This is a genomic window from Paenibacillus sp. FSL H8-0548 (genome assembly GCF_038630985.1).
In the GTDB taxonomy this organism is placed as follows: domain Bacteria; phylum Bacillota; class Bacilli; order Paenibacillales; family Paenibacillaceae; genus Pristimantibacillus.
In genome coordinates, this window is sequence record NZ_CP152049.1 from 7,331,606 (window position 1) to 7,351,569 (window position 19,964).

General features: G+C 42.4%; 24 protein-coding genes and 1 tRNA gene. 5 read left to right on the forward strand and 20 right to left on the reverse strand.

Annotated features, from left to right (window positions below; translation table 11 throughout):
• Positions 1–6 precede the first annotated feature (6 nt).
• The 3 genes from arsC to MHI37_RS31040 are packed head-to-tail and all read left to right on the forward strand — an operon-like array spanning position 7 to position 1,360.
• Positions 7–429: an arsenate reductase (thioredoxin) gene (gene arsC, locus MHI37_RS31030; RefSeq protein ID WP_076339303.1), complete on the forward strand. Its 423-nt coding sequence runs from the start codon at positions 7–9 to the stop codon at positions 427–429.
• A gap of 1 nt (position 430) precedes the next feature.
• Positions 431–910, forward strand: coding sequence for an ArsI/CadI family heavy metal resistance metalloenzyme (locus MHI37_RS31035; protein ID WP_076339302.1), 480 nt, complete (start codon positions 431–433; stop codon positions 908–910).
• A gap of 18 nt (positions 911–928) precedes the next feature.
• On the forward strand, positions 929–1,360 hold the full coding sequence (locus MHI37_RS31040) for a dual specificity protein phosphatase family protein (protein WP_076339301.1): 432 nt from the start codon (positions 929–931) through the stop codon (positions 1,358–1,360).
• Between the two features lie 479 nt (positions 1,361–1,839).
• On the opposite strand, the gene rpsR is transcribed toward MHI37_RS31040, so the two are convergent.
• The 3 genes from rpsR to rpsF form a co-directional block, all read right to left on the reverse strand.
• The gene (gene rpsR / locus MHI37_RS31045; protein WP_076339300.1) at positions 1,840–2,124 is read right to left on the reverse strand and encodes a 30S ribosomal protein S18; all 285 of its coding nucleotides are present in this window, start codon (positions 2,122–2,124) and stop codon (positions 1,840–1,842) included.
• Positions 2,125–2,235: 111 nt separating this feature from the next.
• A complete protein-coding gene (gene ssb / locus MHI37_RS31050; protein WP_076339299.1) occupies positions 2,236–2,757 on the reverse strand; it encodes a single-stranded DNA-binding protein in 522 nt (173 codons plus the stop codon).
• Positions 2,758–2,793: 36 nt separating this feature from the next.
• Positions 2,794–3,078: a 30S ribosomal protein S6 gene (gene rpsF, locus MHI37_RS31055; protein ID WP_076339298.1), complete on the reverse strand. Its 285-nt coding sequence runs from the start codon at positions 3,076–3,078 to the stop codon at positions 2,794–2,796.
• Between the two features lie 266 nt (positions 3,079–3,344).
• Between rpsF and MHI37_RS31060 the strand changes: the two genes are divergently transcribed.
• Positions 3,345–3,527, forward strand: coding sequence for a YjzC family protein (locus MHI37_RS31060; RefSeq protein WP_076339297.1), 183 nt, complete (start codon positions 3,345–3,347; stop codon positions 3,525–3,527).
• Between the two features lie 845 nt (positions 3,528–4,372).
• Here the strand turns inward: MHI37_RS31060 and MHI37_RS31065 are convergent.
• The 5 genes from MHI37_RS31065 to MHI37_RS31085 all read right to left on the reverse strand — a co-directional run bounded on the left by MHI37_RS31065 (position 4,373) and on the right by MHI37_RS31085 (position 6,307).
• Positions 4,373–4,699: a 30S ribosomal protein S15 gene (locus tag MHI37_RS31065; RefSeq protein WP_076339296.1), complete on the reverse strand. Its 327-nt coding sequence runs from the start codon at positions 4,697–4,699 to the stop codon at positions 4,373–4,375.
• A gap of 86 nt (positions 4,700–4,785) precedes the next feature.
• Positions 4,786–4,876, reverse strand: a tRNA-Ser gene (locus tag MHI37_RS31070).
• A 75-nt stretch (positions 4,877–4,951) separates the two neighbouring features.
• The gene (locus MHI37_RS31075) at positions 4,952–5,170 is read right to left on the reverse strand and encodes a DUF951 domain-containing protein (protein ID WP_076339295.1); all 219 of its coding nucleotides are present in this window, start codon (positions 5,168–5,170) and stop codon (positions 4,952–4,954) included.
• Positions 5,160–6,035, reverse strand: coding sequence for a mechanosensitive ion channel family protein (locus MHI37_RS31080; protein WP_076339294.1), 876 nt, complete (start codon positions 6,033–6,035; stop codon positions 5,160–5,162). The genes MHI37_RS31075 and MHI37_RS31080 overlap by 11 nt, the downstream gene beginning before the upstream one ends.
• A gap of 32 nt (positions 6,036–6,067) precedes the next feature.
• Positions 6,068–6,307, reverse strand: coding sequence for a DUF3343 domain-containing protein (locus MHI37_RS31085; protein WP_076339293.1), 240 nt, complete (start codon positions 6,305–6,307; stop codon positions 6,068–6,070).
• 234 nt (positions 6,308–6,541) lie between these two features.
• Between MHI37_RS31085 and yyaC the strand changes: the two genes are divergently transcribed.
• Positions 6,542–7,150: a spore protease YyaC gene (yyaC, locus tag MHI37_RS31090; RefSeq protein ID WP_076339292.1), complete on the forward strand. Its 609-nt coding sequence runs from the start codon at positions 6,542–6,544 to the stop codon at positions 7,148–7,150.
• Positions 7,151–7,159: 9 nt separating this feature from the next.
• Here the strand turns inward: yyaC and MHI37_RS31095 are convergent, their stop codons facing one another.
• The 12 genes from MHI37_RS31095 to rpmH form a co-directional block, all read right to left on the reverse strand.
• Entirely contained in the window at positions 7,160–7,642 is a 483-nt protein-coding gene (locus tag MHI37_RS31095; RefSeq protein WP_076339291.1) for a DUF4446 family protein, read from the reverse strand.
• Between the two features lie 27 nt (positions 7,643–7,669).
• Positions 7,670–8,842 carry an aminotransferase class V-fold PLP-dependent enzyme gene (locus MHI37_RS31100; protein ID WP_256710681.1) on the reverse strand — a complete coding sequence of 391 codons (1,173 nt, stop codon included), beginning with the start codon at positions 8,840–8,842 and terminating at the stop codon, positions 7,670–7,672.
• A gap of 104 nt (positions 8,843–8,946) precedes the next feature.
• Positions 8,947–9,798, reverse strand: coding sequence for a ParB/RepB/Spo0J family partition protein (locus tag MHI37_RS31105; RefSeq protein WP_076339290.1), 852 nt, complete (start codon positions 9,796–9,798; stop codon positions 8,947–8,949).
• A complete protein-coding gene (locus MHI37_RS31110) occupies positions 9,779–10,552 on the reverse strand; it encodes an AAA family ATPase (RefSeq protein WP_076339289.1) in 774 nt (257 codons plus the stop codon). Before MHI37_RS31110 ends, MHI37_RS31105 begins: the two co-directional genes overlap by 20 nt.
• A gap of 298 nt (positions 10,553–10,850) precedes the next feature.
• Positions 10,851–11,669: a nucleoid occlusion protein gene (gene noc, locus MHI37_RS31115; protein ID WP_076339288.1), complete on the reverse strand. Its 819-nt coding sequence runs from the start codon at positions 11,667–11,669 to the stop codon at positions 10,851–10,853.
• A gap of 766 nt (positions 11,670–12,435) precedes the next feature.
• Positions 12,436–13,158, reverse strand: a complete 723-nt coding sequence (gene rsmG / locus MHI37_RS31120; RefSeq protein WP_076339287.1) for a 16S rRNA (guanine(527)-N(7))-methyltransferase RsmG — start codon at positions 13,156–13,158, stop codon at positions 12,436–12,438.
• 1 nt (position 13,159) lies between these two features.
• The gene (mnmG, locus tag MHI37_RS31125) at positions 13,160–15,049 is read right to left on the reverse strand and encodes a tRNA uridine-5-carboxymethylaminomethyl(34) synthesis enzyme MnmG (RefSeq protein WP_076339286.1); all 1,890 of its coding nucleotides are present in this window, start codon (positions 15,047–15,049) and stop codon (positions 13,160–13,162) included.
• Positions 15,050–15,523: 474 nt separating this feature from the next.
• Positions 15,524–16,903 carry a tRNA uridine-5-carboxymethylaminomethyl(34) synthesis GTPase MnmE gene (gene mnmE, locus MHI37_RS31130; protein ID WP_076339285.1) on the reverse strand — a complete coding sequence of 460 codons (1,380 nt, stop codon included), beginning with the start codon at positions 16,901–16,903 and terminating at the stop codon, positions 15,524–15,526.
• Positions 16,904–16,999: 96 nt separating this feature from the next.
• Positions 17,000–17,623: an RNA-binding cell elongation regulator Jag/EloR gene (jag, locus tag MHI37_RS31135; RefSeq protein WP_076339284.1), complete on the reverse strand. Its 624-nt coding sequence runs from the start codon at positions 17,621–17,623 to the stop codon at positions 17,000–17,002.
• On the reverse strand, positions 17,620–18,402 hold the full coding sequence (locus tag MHI37_RS31140; protein ID WP_076339283.1) for a YidC/Oxa1 family membrane protein insertase: 783 nt from the start codon (positions 18,400–18,402) through the stop codon (positions 17,620–17,622). Before MHI37_RS31140 ends, jag begins: the two co-directional genes overlap by 4 nt.
• Positions 18,403–18,632: 230 nt before the next feature.
• Positions 18,633–19,004: a ribonuclease P protein component gene (gene rnpA / locus MHI37_RS31145; protein ID WP_076339282.1), complete on the reverse strand. Its 372-nt coding sequence runs from the start codon at positions 19,002–19,004 to the stop codon at positions 18,633–18,635.
• A gap of 126 nt (positions 19,005–19,130) precedes the next feature.
• Positions 19,131–19,265: a 50S ribosomal protein L34 gene (gene rpmH, locus MHI37_RS31150; RefSeq protein ID WP_076339281.1), complete on the reverse strand. Its 135-nt coding sequence runs from the start codon at positions 19,263–19,265 to the stop codon at positions 19,131–19,133.
• Positions 19,266–19,964 lie beyond the last annotated feature (699 nt).

A 19,964-nucleotide genomic window follows, 5' to 3' on the forward strand; every position in this document is an offset into this window, starting at 1 on the left:
TGACAAATGGAAAAGAAACTAGTTTATTTCTTGTGTACGGGTAACTCTTGCCGAAGTCAAATGGCAGATGGCTTTCTTAATGCTTTAGGTAGTGAACAATACGAAGTGAAAAGCGCAGGCCTCGAAGCACACGGACTAAACCCTAGAGCCGTTCAAGTAATGAAAGAAGCAGGCGTAGATATTAGTCAAAACTCATCGAATGTAATCAATCCTGAGATTTTGAATCGCGCTACTTATGTCATCACCCTTTGCGGTCATGCAGATGAACACTGCCCTGTCATTTCCAATCCGAATGTAGTGAAGTGGCATTGGGGCTTCGAAGATCCTGCTAAAGCAACAGGTACAGAAGAAGAAATTATGGACCAGTTCCGAAATGTTCGCGATTCCATTAAGGCACGAATCGAGAAGTTTGTGAAAGAAGGACAATAACATGTCCCACATCAAAAGAATGCATGTTGCCGTGAACTGCTCTGACTTAGATAAGTCTCTCGGCTTCTACCGTCAATTTTTCGGAGTGGAACCAACGAAAGTAAAGGACAATTACGCAAAATTTGAATTAGATAATCCAGCCCTACACTTTTCACTAAACGTACGACCATTTGAAAACCAAGGTGTTCTAAATCACCTTGGTTTTCAAGTAGATAACACCGAAGACGTACTCGCGATGGGGGAGCGCCTGAGACAAGCAGATCTTCTTCTTATTGACGAAATGAATACAACCTGTTGCTATGCTGTACAAGACAAAGTATGGGTGTACGATCCGGACGGTAATGCCTGGGAGATTTTTTACACCAAAGAAGATTCAGAATTTGAATCTGCTGGCGATCAACGTGATCTTTCATTATGCTGTGCCCCTCCTTCTGCACCCGTTCAAGTGGAGTTTAAATCGTTCAAAAAACAATTATTTTAAGTCCAAGGAGAACTCAAAATGAATAAAGCTTATCATGAATTAATTCCGGGTAGAATCTATATGGGTGGTGCCGGGGACGTACAATCAATGGTAGATCATGAAGGCGTTGAAGTGGTTATCGATCTACGCGAAGAGGCAGCGCAATGTGCTGCTGCTGGAGCAGGCTTACAGTGGATCAAGATGCCTCTTGGAGACGAGGCAAATGAACCACAAGAACAGCTGCTTCACACAGCTATTAAAGCCGTTGTAGAATCCTACAGAGAAGGCAAAAAGGTGGCTTTTCATTGTGGAGGTGGCAAAGGCCGTACAGGGACCGTTGCATACGGGACGCTCCTTGAGCTAGGCTTAGCCAATACCATTGAAGATGCTGAGCAGCAAGCCCAAAGTATTCGCTCGATATTAAATATTAAGCCAGCGCAGCGACAAGCATTAGAAACTTTATATTCATAATACAAGGAACGTTTGCATGGCCATTTGCCGGTAAACGTTCCTTGTTCACATACACTGGTGCTATCTAACCTACCCCTAAGCAAATGTGTTTTCGTCTGCTACATGTTTCTTTATAACTTTTCCAATCCTAAGACATGAAAGATACAAGGATTGCTTTCGAAGTTCTGCATTAATTTTACGTGTTCCATAGTTATTTCGACCAACTTAAATTTCATAAATCAGTGGTATAAAAAAACCACCCTTAGCCTATTGGTTGTTTTTAAACTCGAAGCACCTTTTCTTTGTATTACATTTAAAGCCACTTACAGCTAACAAGATTCTATAAATACACTCCTTTATTTGTACCAATCAACCTTTAAAACAAATAAAAAAAACTATTGAAAAATTCTCAACAAGCTTCAAGCATCCGTATCAGCATACAACAAAAAAGAGCCCTTGGTGACAGGCTCCTCCGTTTTGTTACATATTCGCTTATCGACCTATTCAGTCGTGTAAGGAAGCAATGCGATTTGACGTGAACGTTTAATTGCGATTGTAAGCGCACGTTGGTACTTCGCGCTTGTACCAGTCACACGACGTGGCAAGATTTTGCCGCGCTCGCTAATAAACTTTTTCAGCAAATCTACATCTTTATAGTCAATTTTAGTGATTTTGTTTACAGTGAAGAAACACACTTTACGACGTTTGTTGCGTCCGCCTTTACGTCCGCTGAACTTACGTTCTGGACGCTCGTCGCCGCCGTTATCTCTTTGCTTGAAAGCCATGATAGGTATCCTCCTTATCGTTGAAAATTTTACAATTACACAGCTTCTTTATTTCGCAATAAAGGCCGTGCAACCGTTCCATTGATTCGCGAAGTAGCAACTACCTCGTTATCAAAATGGCAAATCATCTTCTGATATATCAATCGGGCGTCCGTCATCCTGAAACGGATCACGGCTGTCGTTACGTGAGTTATTACCAGATGGACGGTTACCGCTGCTTTGGGACGCGTTGCCGCCGAAAGATCCTCCGCCGGTGCTTGTACCGCCGCTGTTGCTGCTTCCGCCTTCTTCTCGCGAGCTTCCGCCATCTTTGTTGGATTCCAAGAACCGAACGTTATCAGCGATAACTTCCGTCACGTAGACGCGTTTGCCTTCGTTGTTCTCATAATTCCGAACTTGGATGCGACCTTCAACCGCTGTTAAGCGGCCTTTGCGCAAGTAGTTGGCGCAAGTCTCTGCCAGTTGACGCCAAGTTACAATCGGAATAAAATCCGCTTCACGCTCGCCTTGACCACCGCTCGTAAACGGACGATCTACCGCTAAAGTAAATTGTGTAACCGCGACGCCCGCAGGCGTATAGCGAAGCTCTGGGTCTCTCGTCAATCTACCAATTAGTATAACACGATTCAACATCGTTTCTGACCTCCCAATCGAACAATCCAGCGTGGATTAAGCGACGTCTCTGACGATCAATGTACGAATAACTTCATCCGTAATCTTCATGATGCGGTCAAGTTCATTCACAACTTCAGTCGTTGCGTTGAAATGTACCAGTACAAAATAACCATCACGTAGTTTATTGATCTCATACGCAAGACGACGTTTTCCGCTCACATCTTGCTTAGTGACTTCGCCGCCATTGGAGATAATGCCATGGAATTTGTCAACGATAGCTTGAAGGTTTTCTTGCTCAACGTCTGGACGAACGATGTACATTACTTCATATTTGCGCATATTGTTTCACCTCCTCTTGGACTAACGGCCCCATAAATGGAGCAAGGAGCGAGCTTGTGCTCGCATCTCTATACTATATCAAATTCATTCGCCTATGACAAGTAAAAATAAACGGCTTAACCATTCTTTTTGCTGAATAAGTCATATCTGCTCAATATCCGTTTTCTGCTACTCATGCAAATGCTCCTGGCTGCAAATACTACTGCAAGGAACGGCAGCAAGCAGCTTAACGGCCTGTTCTAATTTTCGATTGGAGGGTGAGCCTAATGGGTGAAGGTACAATGTTTTCTCCAGGAGACAAAGCTCCGAATGGTGGCACATATATCGAGGATGGAGTGAATTCATTTCATATGGGTATTCAAAACCCAAAAAAAGTGCAGCTAAATAAAGGCGATCGGTTTCCCGACACATCCAATCATGAGCGCAAATGGAAGCGCATGGGGCACTAGCCATTATAATGAGCCATGAAGTGCCATGAATAGTTGGGTCCATTTCGGGCATTCTAAACTGGACGGTGTAAGAGAGGTGTGGTTCCATTGAACCCGATTGGCAAGCGTTAACGGCTGTTTCCGTCGTCAGACGGCTCAGCTTTCATTGCGCAGATGTCCCTTAAGACGATTTTTTTCACACACAGTAGAAGCTGGTGCATTAGACTTTGGTCTATAACACGCATTCGAGCATCCTAACGTATGCCGTTTATACGGTCTGCCTAAGTATTGTGCTCAAATGGAATAAATGATGCAATCGCTGATTTTCTCCAATTGACGAATGAAAGCTCCAAGTTTCAATGACTTAATGTGAAACGAATCGGCTAGCCATCAACCACCGTCAAGAAGAGAGCTCGCAAGAGCTCTCTTCTTTTTTTCGGTATCCTTTATTACACGCTCCTGTCTTCTCCGTCTAACAGCTTCTAGCTGCTAAATTGGCTTTCGCAGAAGTGATCCAAAAAAAAAACGATTCGGCAATCGAATCGTTGAATGTACATAGTACTATTGCAGTAGAATGAGCTCCAAACCAACGAATATCGCCCTAGAATAGGCATTCTATTGCACAAACTACAGTGTACATGCCCTAGTTAGGCGAGTAACGTCGATTACGTTGTACAAACTGCAATTGTAGCCTCTTCCTAGAGCGCTGAACCCATCGAGCTAGCACGACCAATCTAAGAACCGGAGAAAGAAAGCTAAAGTAACCCAACTAGATAAGGTAAACACATCGTTTCTCCAGAACGATCTTCTCGCTTCGCTTAAACTTCATTTTTTAAGTCCAACTTATATAGTGTAAAATTAATAGCTCAATCCCCTAGTTTTTTTTCGGTTTTGGATAAGAATTTCTCCAATGCTTTACTCATATCAACATCCATGCGTTCACCTAAAATAATCAGCCACCACATGCATTCACCAAGCTTATGTTCAAGTTCAGCTGCAGTTTCCCCATTAGTTGGCCAACGGCCCTGTTGAGACATGGTTAGACGACCGACCAAACCGGCATCTGTCAGAAAGGCCAACGCATCCTCTTCAACTGTCCATTCTTTTTCATGATACTGTCGTTCTAACTGATGGTAGCGTTTTCTTAATTGTACAGAACGTTCAACCGCTTCACTAAAATTCATGTTTTTCATTTGATTTCCTTTCTTTTATAGTCCATTTTCAATAACAAAAAACCTCCCACAATTTGTAGGAGGTTTGAATTAGCAAGGATAGTAGATGGCGGAGAAGGTGGGATTCGAACCCACGCACGGTTTGACCCGCCTAACTGATTTCGAGTCAGCCCCCTTGGGCCTCTTGGGTACCTCTCCGCATGTAAAAAATATTATATCATATAACTTGTCCTCATGCAAGCATCCAGTCCCAAGTAAAAGGAGTATTTATGGTCACACACCCGTGATGTCACCATCTGATCTATTCGAACGAAGAACCTTCTTCATATTCTTCTCAAACTTGGCTCTCGGAATAAGTACGCTGTGCTTACAGCCGACGCATTTAATGCGGATATCCATCCCCATTCGAATGATCTCCATCTCATTAGAGCCGCATGGATGCTGTTTTTTCATTTGAACAACATCACCCAGCTCAAACTGTTTACGCTCCACTTTTTACGCCTCCCTTTTCATTGCGTTGTAAAGTTACCATACGCGGATATGGAATCTCTATGCCGCTGGCATCCAGAGCTTTTTTAATCTCCATGTTCAGCTTGCGCGCTACAACCGGATGCGTATTCGGCCTGCATTCCGCAATGACACGAAGCGTAATCCCTGTCGCAGCTATCGCTTGTATGCCCAGCACCTCAGGTGCATTAATTAAATTATCATCCTTTACCGTTAGCATCGTAAAGCGAATGACTTCAATCGCTCGTTCCACCTCTTCCTCATGAGCTATAGAAACATCCAATACAGCAACCGTATTATTTACAGAAAAATTGGTCACTTCATTAATCATGCCGTTTGGAATAATATGAATCTCTCCCGTCCAGCTCTGTATCCGGGTAGTTCGAAGCCCAATAACCTCTACCGTACCTTTGAATTGGCCTGTCTGAATCACATCGCCAACAGCAAACTGATCCTCCAGTACAATAAAAAAGCCAGTAATAACATCCTTCACTAAGCTTTGTGCACCAAAACCAATCGCAAGTCCGAGCACCCCCGCCCCTGCTAATAACGGTCCTAAATTAATGCCAAATTCAGATAGAATAAGCATAACCGTAATGAAGTATACAACATAGGATGTCACATTTTTCATGAGTTTTCCTATCGTCGTCATTCTTCTTGTATGGGCAGAAATACGCTTCGCTTCACGTTCAAGAACAACACGATCAATCGTTTTATGGGTCACCCATACCAGAAAGCGGCCTACAACCAAAAACAAAATGACGCGCACTGCAGATCTCCCAAAGGACTCCCACACATCGTTATCTGTCAACCAGCCCACAATTTCAGCATAGACTCCTGCGATTGACATACCCACTCCTCCTCGTCCTAGCCCTTCGCTGTCTATATCTCTATTTGCTCATACCCTGTTTGCACAGGCTTGAAAATCCCTCTAATTTCTACAAGCTCCTGTTCAATAACTTCCTTAACCATTCCTAAATCATCCTCTGGAAAATGAATCGATAATGCGCAGCCTGCTGTTATTTCCTTAGGGGTGGGGCAAATGTCTATCTCCACCTCAGCATACTCGAGCAGCATCTCAGCGCGTAGTGCCTGCTGGGTTGAATCAAATGCAATTAACACGGGCTTCACCCCCCATTTTATGAGCAAGTCCAGCTTGCTTTATCAACTTATCTAAAAAGAAACGACTTCGTCGTCCTTTGAAGGCGCAAGCGCGTTTCATTCTGAGAAATAAAGGCAGAGTATCAATGTGAAACCAATACTTTCCTATATTTTAAAATATCAAAACTATCTGACGTATAAAATGGTTGTCTCATCCATATACTAGTAACATATCTGCATTATTGGAGGGATTCTATGAAGCTTCCATTTATGAAAGAGACTCCTTTGAAAGTACCTTATACCACTGCAAATGTAGTTGGCATGGTCGCTAATCGACTTACTCACTTGCTCGAAGAGATGGCTGAAAGCCGTCCAATTGTTGTCGTCTGTATTGGAACAGACCGCTCCACTGGAGATGCTTTGGGTCCACTGATCGGCACTTCTTTAAGCAAATATCGCAGTCCTCATTTTTCTTTGTTCGGCACATTGGAAAACCCAGTTCACGCCATGAATCTTGATGACACGCTTATCGAAATTAATAGCCGATACCATAAACCATTCATCATCGGCATTGATGCTTGCCTCGGCCAGGTTTCAAGCGTAGGCAGCATCCAAGTAGGTGTTGGGCCTGTTCGGCCTGGAGCCGGCGTGAACAAAGATTTGCCTCCCGTAGGAGACATACACATTACAGGGATCGTTAATGTTGGCGGCTTTATGGAATACTTTGTGCTGCAAAATACTCGTCTTCATCTCGTTGTGAAAATGTCCGACATTATTTCATTAAGTCTTTTCAGCGCAATCACTAACCATGCTCACCTTGCTGGAAGTGTTATAGAACAGACAGCCGCTTCCGATAATATTTAGCAGCTATGGCTACTTAGCTTCTAAAATAACCTTTAGCTCCTCCGGCGTTAACGGATAAGCTGATTGCCCTTTTTCAAGTGGCTTCGCGTACACGTAAGTATTTTCTCTACTATGAATACCCGAGAATACAGCACCATCCTTCTCATCGTTAATGATGGCGATAGAAAAGCTAAGATCACTGCCCTGCTCAGCAAAAGCGTTGTAACGAAGTACGCCTACTTTTCCTTTTTGCTTCGATAAGGTCGTACTCACCTGTTCAAGCTGTGATTTCAACTGCTTGTGTACTTGCTGCTGCTCTGCAATGTCATTCTTCAATTCAACAATGACATCTTCCAAATTCGTTAATCCAGTATTCCCCATGACCGCTGTATACTGCTTTCTAAGCTTTTTCAGCCGCCCTCCCACTACTGCAATCCAAATAAATAAAATGATAACAAGTAATGCTAAAACGACTGTAACAGCATTCATAGGATTTGATGTCCAATCTTCCATCGTTGTTATTCCGCCCCCAATTCATTGCTAAACCCCGTATTGCTTCACGATTTCTTTGATAGCCTCTATAAATGCATCAATCTCAGCCTCTGTTGTATAAACGCCTACACTAGCACGTACAGCTCCAGTTTCAAATGTTCCTGCACTTGCATGCGCGAGTGGGGTACAGTGAAAACCGGCACGTACAGCGACCTGATAATGCTGATCCAATATGAAGGATAGCTCAGAGGGATCAATACCCTCTATATTAAAAGCAATAATGCCAGTACGTGCTTCTCCAAGTTCAGGTCCCAGCAGCTTCATACGCTCTAACGGCAGCAGCCCTTCGATAGCTCGTTGTATTAAGTTCCATTCCTTAGTATGGATATTCTTTACCGTCTCATTCAATACATACTGTACGCCTGCTTTAAGCCCTGCTAAGCCAGGTGTATTTTGCGTACCCGCCTCATATCGATCCGGTCTAACCTTAGGCTGTTCAAGAGCCTCTGATTGACTTCCCGTGCCTCCATGCAACAAAGGTACTAATTCAAGCGCCGGATCAATGTACAGGCCTCCTGTGCCCTGTGGGCCAAGCAGACCTTTGTGACCTGGGAAAGCCAGCATATCAATGCCCATCGCTTTAACATCCACTTCGATAATACCGGCACTTTGAGCAGCATCTACAAGAAGCTTAATCCCATGTTTTTTGGTGAGCTCTGCAATATCTGCTACAGGCATTATAGTTCCGAGCAAGTTAGAGCTATGATTGACGATAACAAGCGTTGTGTTTGATTGAATTAGCTTTGCAACGTCATCTATGCTTAGGTTTCCTTTTTCATCAGCTTCTACATAGCTAACCTCAATGCCAATCGTTTGCTCCAAGTAGTAAAGAGGTCTTCTTACCGAGTTATGTTCTACTGAGGTTGCAATAACATGATCACCAGGCTTAACAAATCCTTTGATCGCCATATTCAAAGCCATCGTTGTATTGGATGCGAACGCAATATCATTAGGGTTCTTTATATTAAACAGCTTAGATAGCTGCTTGCGTGTATCAAATAACACACGACTTGCACGAACGGCCATTGCGTGGCTGCCCCTGCCAGGATTTGCAGCATCATTGAGCATCGTTTGAACAACGGCTTCCGTAACCGTTGGCGGCTTCGGCCACGAGGTTGCTGCGTGGTCCAAATAAATAACCGGTTTTATACCGTCAATCACGATTATCACACCTTTATCAGCTTATTTAATCAAAACAATGGCATACCTTAGTTTAATCTTTCAAAAGCAAGATTACAACTTAGGTATGCCATTGTTTGGAAGGCTTACGCCATATACTGAAGCAATTCTAGCAATCGTTCTAGATCCTGTTTGCTATAGTATTGAAGCTCAATTTTACCCTTGTCTTTTTGCTGTTTAATTTTCACCGTTGTCTTAAATCGTTCACGTAATGATTCCTCTAAATGATCAATATAAGGATCACGTTTCTTCTGGCTTGGCTTTGCTTTATCATCCGGCTGCTTTAACTCCAGCTTTTGAATAGCCTCTTCTAGTTCACGAACACTCCACTCTTGTGAAACAACGAGATCCGCCAATTCCTTTTGAAGCTTATCATCTTTAATACCAACTAATGCTCTTGCATGTCCCATGGAAATTGTTCCACGTGAAACATTATCTTTGATTTCAGTCGGCAATGATAACAAACGCACAAAATTCGCAATATGTGAACGGGATTTGCCAACCTTCATAGAAAGCTCTTCTTGCGTAAGTTTAAACTTATCTATAAGCGCTTGATAAGCGATCGCAACTTCGATTGCGTTCAAATCCTCACGCTGCAGGTTTTCTATAAGTGCAATTTCCATAACCTGCTGATCTGAAAATGATCTTACAACTGCTGGAATGGTAGCATTCCCACAGTACTGCGATGCACGGAAACGGCGTTCACCGGCAATAATTTCATAACCTTTAAGTACAGTACGAACGATAATAGGCTGAATAATTCCATGTTGCTTGATGGATTCCGCTAATTCTCTGATGGAATCCTCATCAAATGTTTTTCTAGGCTGATATGGATTGGGTCTCAATTGAGACAATGTAATTTCAATCACTTTATCATCGTCATTCACAGAAAGCGATGGGATAAGCGCATCCAGCCCTCTACCTAGCCGCTTGCTCATACATAATCACTTCCTTTGCTAGTTCAAGATAAACTTCCGCGCCTTTTGATTTTGGATCATAAGTAATAATAGCTTGACCATGTGAAGGCGCCTCACTTAAACGAACGTTACGCGGGATAATCGTTTGATAAACCTTTTGTTGAAAATACTTTTTGACCTCTTCAATAACCTGTATGCCTAGATTTGTTCTTGCATCCAGCATCGTTAATAAAACGCCTTCAATTTGAAGCGATGTATTTAAATGCTTCTGAACGAGTCTCACCGTGTTTAATAGCTGGCTGAGCCCTTCTAGAGCATAATACTCACATTGAATGGGAATAAGAACAGAATCAGCAGCAGTTAACGAGTTGATCGTTAATATACCAAGTGAAGGCGGACAATCAATCAGGACATAATCGAAATCATCCTTAACCATATGCAGCGATTTTTTCAAACGAAGTTCACGGGATATAGTTGGTACTAATTCAATTTCTGCACCAGCCAATTGAATAGTAGCAGGAATAATCTTCAGACCTGGTACTCTTGTTTCAAACATCGCATCCTTAGGATGGACATCATTAATAAGCACATCATAAATACAATTAGTCACATCGCCTTTGTCGATACCGAGACCACTAGTTGTATTCCCTTGTGGATCAATATCTACGAGCAGCACTCTTTTTCCTAGTGTTGCTAGACAAGCAGCTAAATTTACAGACGTTGTCGTTTTTCCGACACCGCCCTTCTGGTTGGCAATTGCAATAATCTTCGACAAAACCGGCTCACCTCTATGTGTACAACTTTTATGTGTTATTTTCAGCAATATAATAAAGTGCATTTAATAGCTCTATATGATACTTATAGTTGTATAGCTTATTCACTCTCAATATCGCGAGATAACACCAACTATTAAATAGTATATCATTAAGAAGAAACGACTACGTCGTCCTTGTCTAAGGAAAAAATACTTCCCGCAAAAACATCAACTTTTCCTATAAACGGCTTCGCCGCCCTCAGTGAGGGCGGCACAAAAAAACGTTTAAATTTTGTTTTAACTCTAGAACTTTCTATGTCTATCGTTTAGGGATCTGAATGATGATTTCGTAATGATCATCATGATCCTTTTCATTTGTTTTAATTTGAAGGCCTGAGCCGGAAACCATTTCAATAGATTGCCTTATGGTATTAAGCGCTAAACGAACATCCTTCGTGAAAGAAATACGTTTTGCTTTCTTAAGCTTTGTAGATTCCTTGAGGAAAGCAATTCTTACCTCTGTCTGCTTAACATTCAATTCCTTTGTTATAATTTCATCTAATACTTTAAGTTGAAGTTCTTCATTATCCAATGATAACAATGCTCTTGCATGACGTTCGGTAATTTTCCGTTCCATTAATGCTGACTTGATCGTATCGTTTAACATTAATAGCCGCAATTTATTAGCGATGGTAGATTGGCTCTTCCCAAGGCGTTGAGCTAAGCTCTCTTGTGTTAATTGATGAAGCTCAATCAACTTTTGATATGCAACAGCCTCTTCAATAGCGGAAAGGCCTTCCCTTTGAAGATTTTCAATTAAAGCGATGGATGCTGTTTGTGAATCATTGAACTCACGAACGATGCCTGGAATTGTATCATAACCAAGCTTAGTAACAGCACGCCAACGGCGTTCTCCCGCAATAATTTCATATCTACCATTACGCATACGAACCACGATAGGCTGAATAACACCATGAGTTTTTATCGTCTGGCACAATTCTTCAATTCGGTCGTCATCAAAAATTGTTCGTGGCTGAAAAGGGCTCGTATCGATTTCAGTAATCGGAATTTGCCGAACTTCTTCTTGCGGTATACGCTGCTCGGACAGGCCGAACAATCGAGAAAATTGTTCTTTCATATCAATAATTACCACCCGATCATGAGATAAACCTTGTTCAAATTACTTTATATGAAACTATATTTCTCATCTACTATATACGTTAAACTAGAAAACTACGTTTTGGGCGCTGCGCGGGCAGAACATTCTTTAGGGACGCGATTGCAGCCAGATTCTTTGATTTCCTTAATTATTTAAAGGTAAGAATATGGGCTATAAAGGCAAATACTTCGTATCTCCAGAACGATCTTCTAGCTTCGCTTACACTTCATTTTAAGTTCAACTTATAGATAATCAATATATGTTTCTCATAAAACGTCAGCACCCTATCAAAAAAATAGGAAAACACTGATATTTTATTTTAATAAAGTGATCTCAAGGTTTTTACAATAAATACGTTTCAGCAGCTAGATTGGTTCATTGCCGATTGGATTATTTTAGGTTGAGATAACCATGGTCTGAAAACAATCATCAACTGCAAGGTGAACCTCCGTAACCATATTTATTTAATCGAGAGATAATAATGTTCCCTCACTAAATATAGTCACTGAAATTCAAACGTTAATACCCATTATCGTTATCCGTACTGCCTAGCCTACTTTGAGTACGACATACGTATTCGTTTGACTCACGCTATCGTCTAGTCTCATCATATTGTTATGTAATTCGACTATCCTCGAACGATCTCCTGCTTGACACCTCTGTTGTAAAAATAATTGTTGTATAGATGTGGAAATAAACGATTGAAACGATCATTAATGTTTCACGTGGAACACAAGAACTCCACCTATATAAGTGGTTGCTTAAGTGGAGTTCCTGCTTTCCTAGGATACTTACGAGGAGTGCCTTCGAATTTCTCTATTAAAATAATATGTCTCTCTGATTGCTCATTAGGAAGGGATAGCTGATGCTGTGACTTGATCTTCCCTCTTAGCTCTTTCAGGCTGAATGATGCTTCCTTTACCTCTTCATCTGATTGAGAGCCTTTCATTGCTGCGAATAAACCGCCTTTTTTGACAAATGGCAAACAAAATTCGTTTAATACATTCAATCGTGCAACAGCTCTTGCTGTTACTAAATCATAGCTGTCGCGATGTGCCGGCAATTGTGCCAAATCCTCAGCTCTGCCATGTAGGCATAATACTTGCTCTAGGCCAAGCTGCTCCGTCAAATGAGTTAGAAATTGAATTCTTTTATTTAACGAATCCACAATCATAACCTGTAAATGAGGGAAACAAATTTTCAAAGGAATGCTTGGAAACCCTGCTCCCGATCCAATATCAGCAAGCTTACGCACACTGCTCATGCTGGTATAGAAGGATAGCGAAACAGAATCATAAAAATGCTTTTCATAAACAGCATCTCTTTCCGTAATTCCGGTTAAATTCATCTTTTCATTCCACTCTACTAGCAAACGGTAATAAAGCTCAAACTGTTCTAATTGAATAGAAGAAAGTGGTATTCCACTTTCCTCCATTCGTTTCGTAAACCATTTCAATGTTTCATCCATATTATGAACCTCTCGCTGCCGTAACACGGTTATAATGCTCCAAGTAAACAAGGAGAATTGAAATATCTGCTGGTGTTACACCAGCAATACGCGATGCTTGACCAATGGAAAGCGGACGAATAACCGCTAGCTTTTGCTTCGCTTCTGACGCAAGACTGCGAACATCGCTATAATCTATATCGTCAGGAATCCGTTTTTTCTCCATCTTGTTCAAGCGCGCTACTTGAACTAACTGTTTCTCTATATAACCGGCATATTTAATTTGAATTTCAACTTGCTCCTTCATCTCTTCTGTCATTTCAGGGACAGAAGGAACTACGGTTTCAAGCATCGCATACGTAACCTCTGGACGTCGAAGCAAGGACAGTGCATCAACGCCATGCTCCATTGGAGCTGTGCCTGCTGCTAGCAGCATTTCATTTACTTGGTCAGGCTTAACTTTTGTTCCACGCAAACGCTCAATATCATTTTCAACGGATTGTTTTTTACTCAAAAATTTATTGTAACGTTCTTCCGAAATAAGACCGATCTCATAACCGGTAGGTGTTAAGCGCAAATCAGCATTGTCATGACGGAGCAGCAACCGATACTCCGCTCTTGAAGTAAGCAGGCGATAAGGATCATTCGTCCCTTTCGTTACAAGGTCATCAATCATAACACCGATATAGCCTTCGGAACGGCCGATGATGATGGGCTCTTTGCCCTGCACCTTGCGCGCAGCATTAATGCCTGCGATAACCCCCTGCCCTGCTGCTTCTTCATAGCCAGATGTACCATTAATTTGTCCAGCTGTGAACAAGCCATCAATGACCTTAGTCTCCAAAGAAGGCCAAAGCTGAGTAGGCACAACTGCATCATACTCAATAGCATAACCATTACGCATGATATCAGCTTTTTCCAAACCTGGTACAGATCGCACAATACTTAATTGAACATCCTCAGGCATACTTGTTGAGAGACCTTGTACGTAATATTCCGAAGTGTTTTTACCTTCCGGCTCTAGGAAAATTTGATGTTTAGGCTTATCTGCAAAACGCACAATTTTATCCTCAATAGATGGGCAATAACGCGGACCCGTACCTTCAATGGCTCCTGAGAACATTGGAGCGCGGTGAAGATTATCATTAATAATTTTGTGTGTCCCTTCAGAAGTATAGGTCAACCAGCATGGAAGCTGTTCATTTGTAGATGACTCTGTCTCATGCGAGAAAAACTTCGGTTTATCATCCCCAGGTTGAATCTCGGTTTTGGAGAAATCAATCGTGTCCTTATGAACACGCGGTGGGGTTCCTGTTTTAAAGCGAATAAGCTCGAGTCCATTTTCCTTCAAACTAGCGGATAGTCTAATGGATGGCTGTTGATTGTTCGGTCCGCTCTCATACATGAGCTCGCCCATAATAATTTTCCCGCGCAAATAAGTACCTGTCGTAACCACGGTCGTACGAGCACGATACTCAGCACCTGTTTTTGTAATAATGCCTACACATTTTCCATCTTCAACAATCAATTCCTCGGCCATCCCCTGACGAAGGGTCAAATGAGGGGTTTCTTCAATTGTTTTCTTCATTTGATACTGATAATCAACTTTATCCGCTTGAGCACGCAGTGCATGTACAGCAGGACCTTTGCCCGTATTCAGCATTCTCATTTGAATAAAGGTCTTATCAATATTACGACCCATCTCTCCGCCTAACGCGTCAATTTCGCGCACGACATGACCTTTAGCAGGTCCCCCGATTGATGGATTACACGGCATAAATGCTACCATATCCAAGTTAATTGTAAGCAGCAATGTCTCGCAACCCATACGTGCAGCAGCAAGTGCAGCCTCACAGCCTGCATGCCCCGCTCCAATGACGATTACGTCATATTCACCAGCCAAATATCTCATTGTTCTTCACTCTCCTTAAGGTTTTCATCGAAAACCAGCATCGTAGGCAATCTATATAAGCTAAACTAGAAATTTACGCTTTGGGCGCTGCGCGAGAAGTTCATTCTTACGATCACTGTTGCAGCCAGATTCTTTGATTTCCTAAGACATTTAAAGGTAAGAATATGGCTGCAAAGGCGAACACTTCGTTTCTCCAGAACGATCTTCTCGCTTCGCTAAATCTTCAATTTCAAATTCAACTTATTTGCTTAGGTTTTCATCGAAAACCAGCATAAAAAAACTAACCCATTTAAAGCCGCCGCATCATCTATGACCATGAGATTAGTCGATTATTAAACGACCCATCTCATTAACTAAAAATTTTCTTTCTATAATGAACATATCCATGTGAATTTCACTAAAGTAGATATGTCTTTCAAAATGAGCCCACCTCTATAATAATAAACGAAATGAACCACGAAAGCCTACTGCCATCTATTTCCCTAAACAGAACTGAGAGAAAATTTGATCGATCAAAGAATCGCCTGCTTCGTCCCCGAGAATTTCTCCAAGCGACTCCCAGGCTGAACGCGCATCTATTTGAATCAGATCGATGGGGATGCCCGCATCTGACGCATCTATAGCATCAACCAACGATTGCTTCGCTCTCTTCAACAAGGCAATATGTCGAACATTGCTTACATAAGTCAAATCCCCTGATTCCAGCTGCCCTTCAAAAAACATTTCGCTGATCGTCTTCTCTAGCTGATCAAGACCCTTTTCCTCTAGAACCGACATTTTCACAATAGAATCGGCAGGAATCGACTGCTCCACCACCTCAATTTCTAATTGATGCGGCAAGTCAGCCTTATTTATGATCGCAATGACGGGGCGACCCTTCAATTGCTTCAATAGCTCCCGATCATCTAGCTGCAGAGGTTCATTATAGTTCAGTACCAACAAAATTAAATCCGCCTCTTCAAGCGCATTTCTAGAACGCTCTACACCAATACGCTCTACCACATCGGACGTCTCACGAATCCCTGCCGTATCCAGCAGTCGGAGCGGAATGCCGTTTAATGCGACAAACTGTTCAATAACGTCACGAGTCGTTCCAGGTATATCCGTTACAATCGCTTTGTTTTCCTGCGTCAGCACGTTCATAAGTGAGGACTTGCCGACATTCGGGCGTCCGACAATCGCAGTTACAATTCCTTCTCGAAGGATCTTGCCTTCGTTTGCTGTTTTTAACAATCGATCTATTTCCTCAATAGCAGAATCGCATTGGTCACGAATAAATGAGCTAGTCATTTCCTCAACGTCATGCTCCGGATAATCAATATTAACTTCAATATGGGCAAGCAGCTCGATAACGGTTTGCCTTAGAGCCTTTATTCTCTTGGATAAAACACCCTCCGCCTGCTTGCGGGCAACTGTAAATGCACGATCCGATTTTGAACGAATTAAATCAATAACGGCCTCTGCCTGCATTAGGTCGATCCGTCCATTTAGAAAAGCACGCTTCGTAAACTCTCCAGGCTCCGCCGTACGGTAGCCATCTAACTGCAGAACAACATCAAGCACCTTCTTAACGGCAATTACGCCGCCATGAGCATTTATTTCAACAACATCCTCTGCTGTAAAGGAACGTGGTCCCCTCATCAGTGTAACTAATACCTCTTCAACCTCTTCACCAGATGCAGGATCTACAATATGCCCGTAATGCAGTGTATGGGTATCTGCTTCCTTAAGGTCTATCTTCGAACGAAAAACAGCGGCGATTCCGGAAATTGCCTCCGGGCCGCTTACTCTAATAATGGCGATGCCACCTTCTCCGACTGCGGTCGAAATAGCTGCGATCGTATCATGTACCATTGCTGTCAGCACCTCTCAAATGGAAAAACAGCAATGACCATTATGAGCCATTGCTGTGGATAGCGTATAAATCCATATACATTTTTCAGGACGAACTTACTGTCTTAACGAAATAACAACACGACGATTCGGCTCGTCGCCCTTGCTAAAGGTTTTCACCTTTGGGTGGTTCTGCAACTGCGAATGAATGACCTTCCGCTCATGGGGTGACATTGGCTCCAAGACAACCTCTTTCCTGGTACGAATGACCCGTCCTGCTAACCGATCGGATAAATCCGCTAACGTCTTGCGGCGGCGCTCTCGAAAATCCTCTGCATCGAGTACGATACGCAGATGACTGTCTGAATAACGATTAGCCACAATATTTACTAAGTACTGTAATGCATCCAACGTTTGTCCGCGACGTCCAATCAGCATACCGAGATCTCCGCTGCCAGATACAGCAAGATGAGTTCCCTCTCTTGTTTGCTTACGATCGATGTTCACTTGCAGCCCCATCGTACCAGCTACTTCACGGAGAAATTGCTCCGCTTCCAGTATAGGATCGGGTATAAGCTCAAGTTCTACTTTCGCTTCCTTTGCACCGAACAGTCCGAAAAAACCTTTTGTCGGCTGTTCAAGCACAACTTGTTTAACGCGGTCTTCAGTTACTTGCAATTGTGATAATCCGTTCCGTACAGCATCTTCTACCGTTTTCCCCGATGCAATGATTTTCTTCATTTCGCAGGGGCCTCCTTACCCTTTTCAGATGAACGAACGTAAAGGAAGTAGTTTTGAACAATCGTATACACGTTACTATAAACCCAGTACAGCGGAAGTGCTGCTGGGAAGGATATAGCCATTACGAAAATGAGCACAGGGAAAATCGCCAGCATCATCCCCATACCTGGCATCGTTTGCGTTTGCTGCTTTTGCATCATTTTTGATTGAATGAATGTTGTTGCGGCTGCAAGAATCGGCAATATATAATAAGGATCCTTCTCGCCAAGCTCAAGCCACAAGAAAGTATGCTCACGAATATCAGGGTTCTTATAGATAGAATTGTACAATGCGATGAAAATCGGCATTTGTACAATCAGCGGCAAGCAACCTGCCATTGGGTTAACCTTATGCGTTTGGAACAGCTTCATTGTTTCTTCTTGCTGCTTCTGAGGGTTATCCTTATGTTTCTTCTTAATTTCAGCCATTTGCGGCTGCAAAGCTTGCATTGCCTTTGAACTGCGGTACTGCTTAAGCGTTAATGGTAAGATCAACGTTCTTACAATGATCGTCAGGAGCAATATAGCAAGTCCGTAGGACCCTTTAAACCAGCCTGCGAACGTATCGAGCGTAATTGCAAAGTAATAAACAACATTCTTCTCCCAGAAGTTCCCCAACAATAAATCCTCAGTTTTTGTCGTCTGATCTGTTGGAGCTCCGCATCCTGCTAGAACACCCATGAGCAGAACAAGGCCAAGCACTAAAATCCACTTCTTGTTTTTTGTCCAAAAAAACAACATTAAAACTCCTCTCTGAGAGCCATTACATCAAGCGTTAACGGCTATGGCCGAACCCTTGCAGCTTAGCAATTGTTTCATAGTGTATATAGACATTACTCAACTTATATTTCATTCTAAACTATACCATAATTTATGGGACAAGGAAACTACAGGACTGCTTGTGCATCCGCTTTCTAAACCTCAACTGAACAGCTTGTTTTGGACACGCCAAGCAAGCAACCAGAATCTCGCTAATCTGCCTGCTTATCCTTCGTATAGTTGATACTTTTCAGCAAACCGGCTTTCTTCAAAACATGAAGAACACTCTTCTCCATTTCCTTCATCTTCATTAGCGTAGCTGGCTTTCTTACTATTAGTATGAAGTCGGTTTTGGGAACGATCCGATTGGCCTGGTGACGAACAATTTCCTTGATCATTCGGCGCATACGATTGCGAACAACCGCATTTCCTATTTTCTTACTCGCAGATACACCTAGGCGAAAAGGCTCCGCCACCGGCTGCTTCGACCAATAAACGACAAATTGCCCGTTTGCAAACGATTTGCCGCCTCTATAAATTCGGCTAAAGTCTTCTCGATTTCGAAGACGCAGTTTTCTATGCACGACTGATAGCCCACCGTTCTTTCATTGATCTTCTATGTACCCTAGGATGAGAGCAGCATAATTAGCCTGCTCCCGCTCCTCAACCTCGCAAGCAAAAAAAAAAGACCACCGGACGTGGTCTTCTGCTTATGCGCTCAATACTTTTCTTCCTCTTTGACGACGCGTTGCCAAGATCTTACGTCCGTTCTTCGTGCTCATCCGTTTGCGGAATCCATGAACTTTCGCACGTTTGCTTACATTAGGTCTAAATGTAGGTCTCATCGTTTTGCACCTCCTATACTGCGTGTTTCCAAATCAAGCGCAACGGCTCTCGCCGTCTTGTGTGACGGAGCAGCATCGTTTCGCGGTGAAATATAAGCAGCTCTATAAGTATAACACATACACAGCCTTATATTTAAAAAAACGCTTTTTTTATTAAACCATGCTGGGCTTCAAAAGTCAATGACCGTCCTTTGGCGGCGCCTGCGCATTTCATTCCCAGAAATATAGGCGGTGTATACATGTGAAACTTATACACCGCCTATATTTTAAAAAATCCGAATCCCGTCTGTGGATAAATGTATGAAACGGTCATGTTTATCAAAAACTAATAACATGTGCACAATCCACATGAGGGTCTAACGAACTTTGTCGAAATCTTAACAAGATATAAACAATATGTAGTGGTGTAGATAACTTTTATGCACAAGCAGTTGAGAATGTGGATAAAATATGCGAATTCGTTGAAATATAAGGGATCTTTTGCTATGATTATTATGTTTTCATTGTGGATTAGATCAATATTGCCTCATAATTATCAACAGCCTGTGGATAACATTGTGAACAAACTCATCCCCTATTTATAACTCATCTGCATAATCTGCTTAACAATGTGGATGCTTTCGTTATAATACCCTGATTTTCGACAATTTTTCTTGTAACTGCGCCATTCATGGCGATTCGGATAAGGAGTGACAGTCT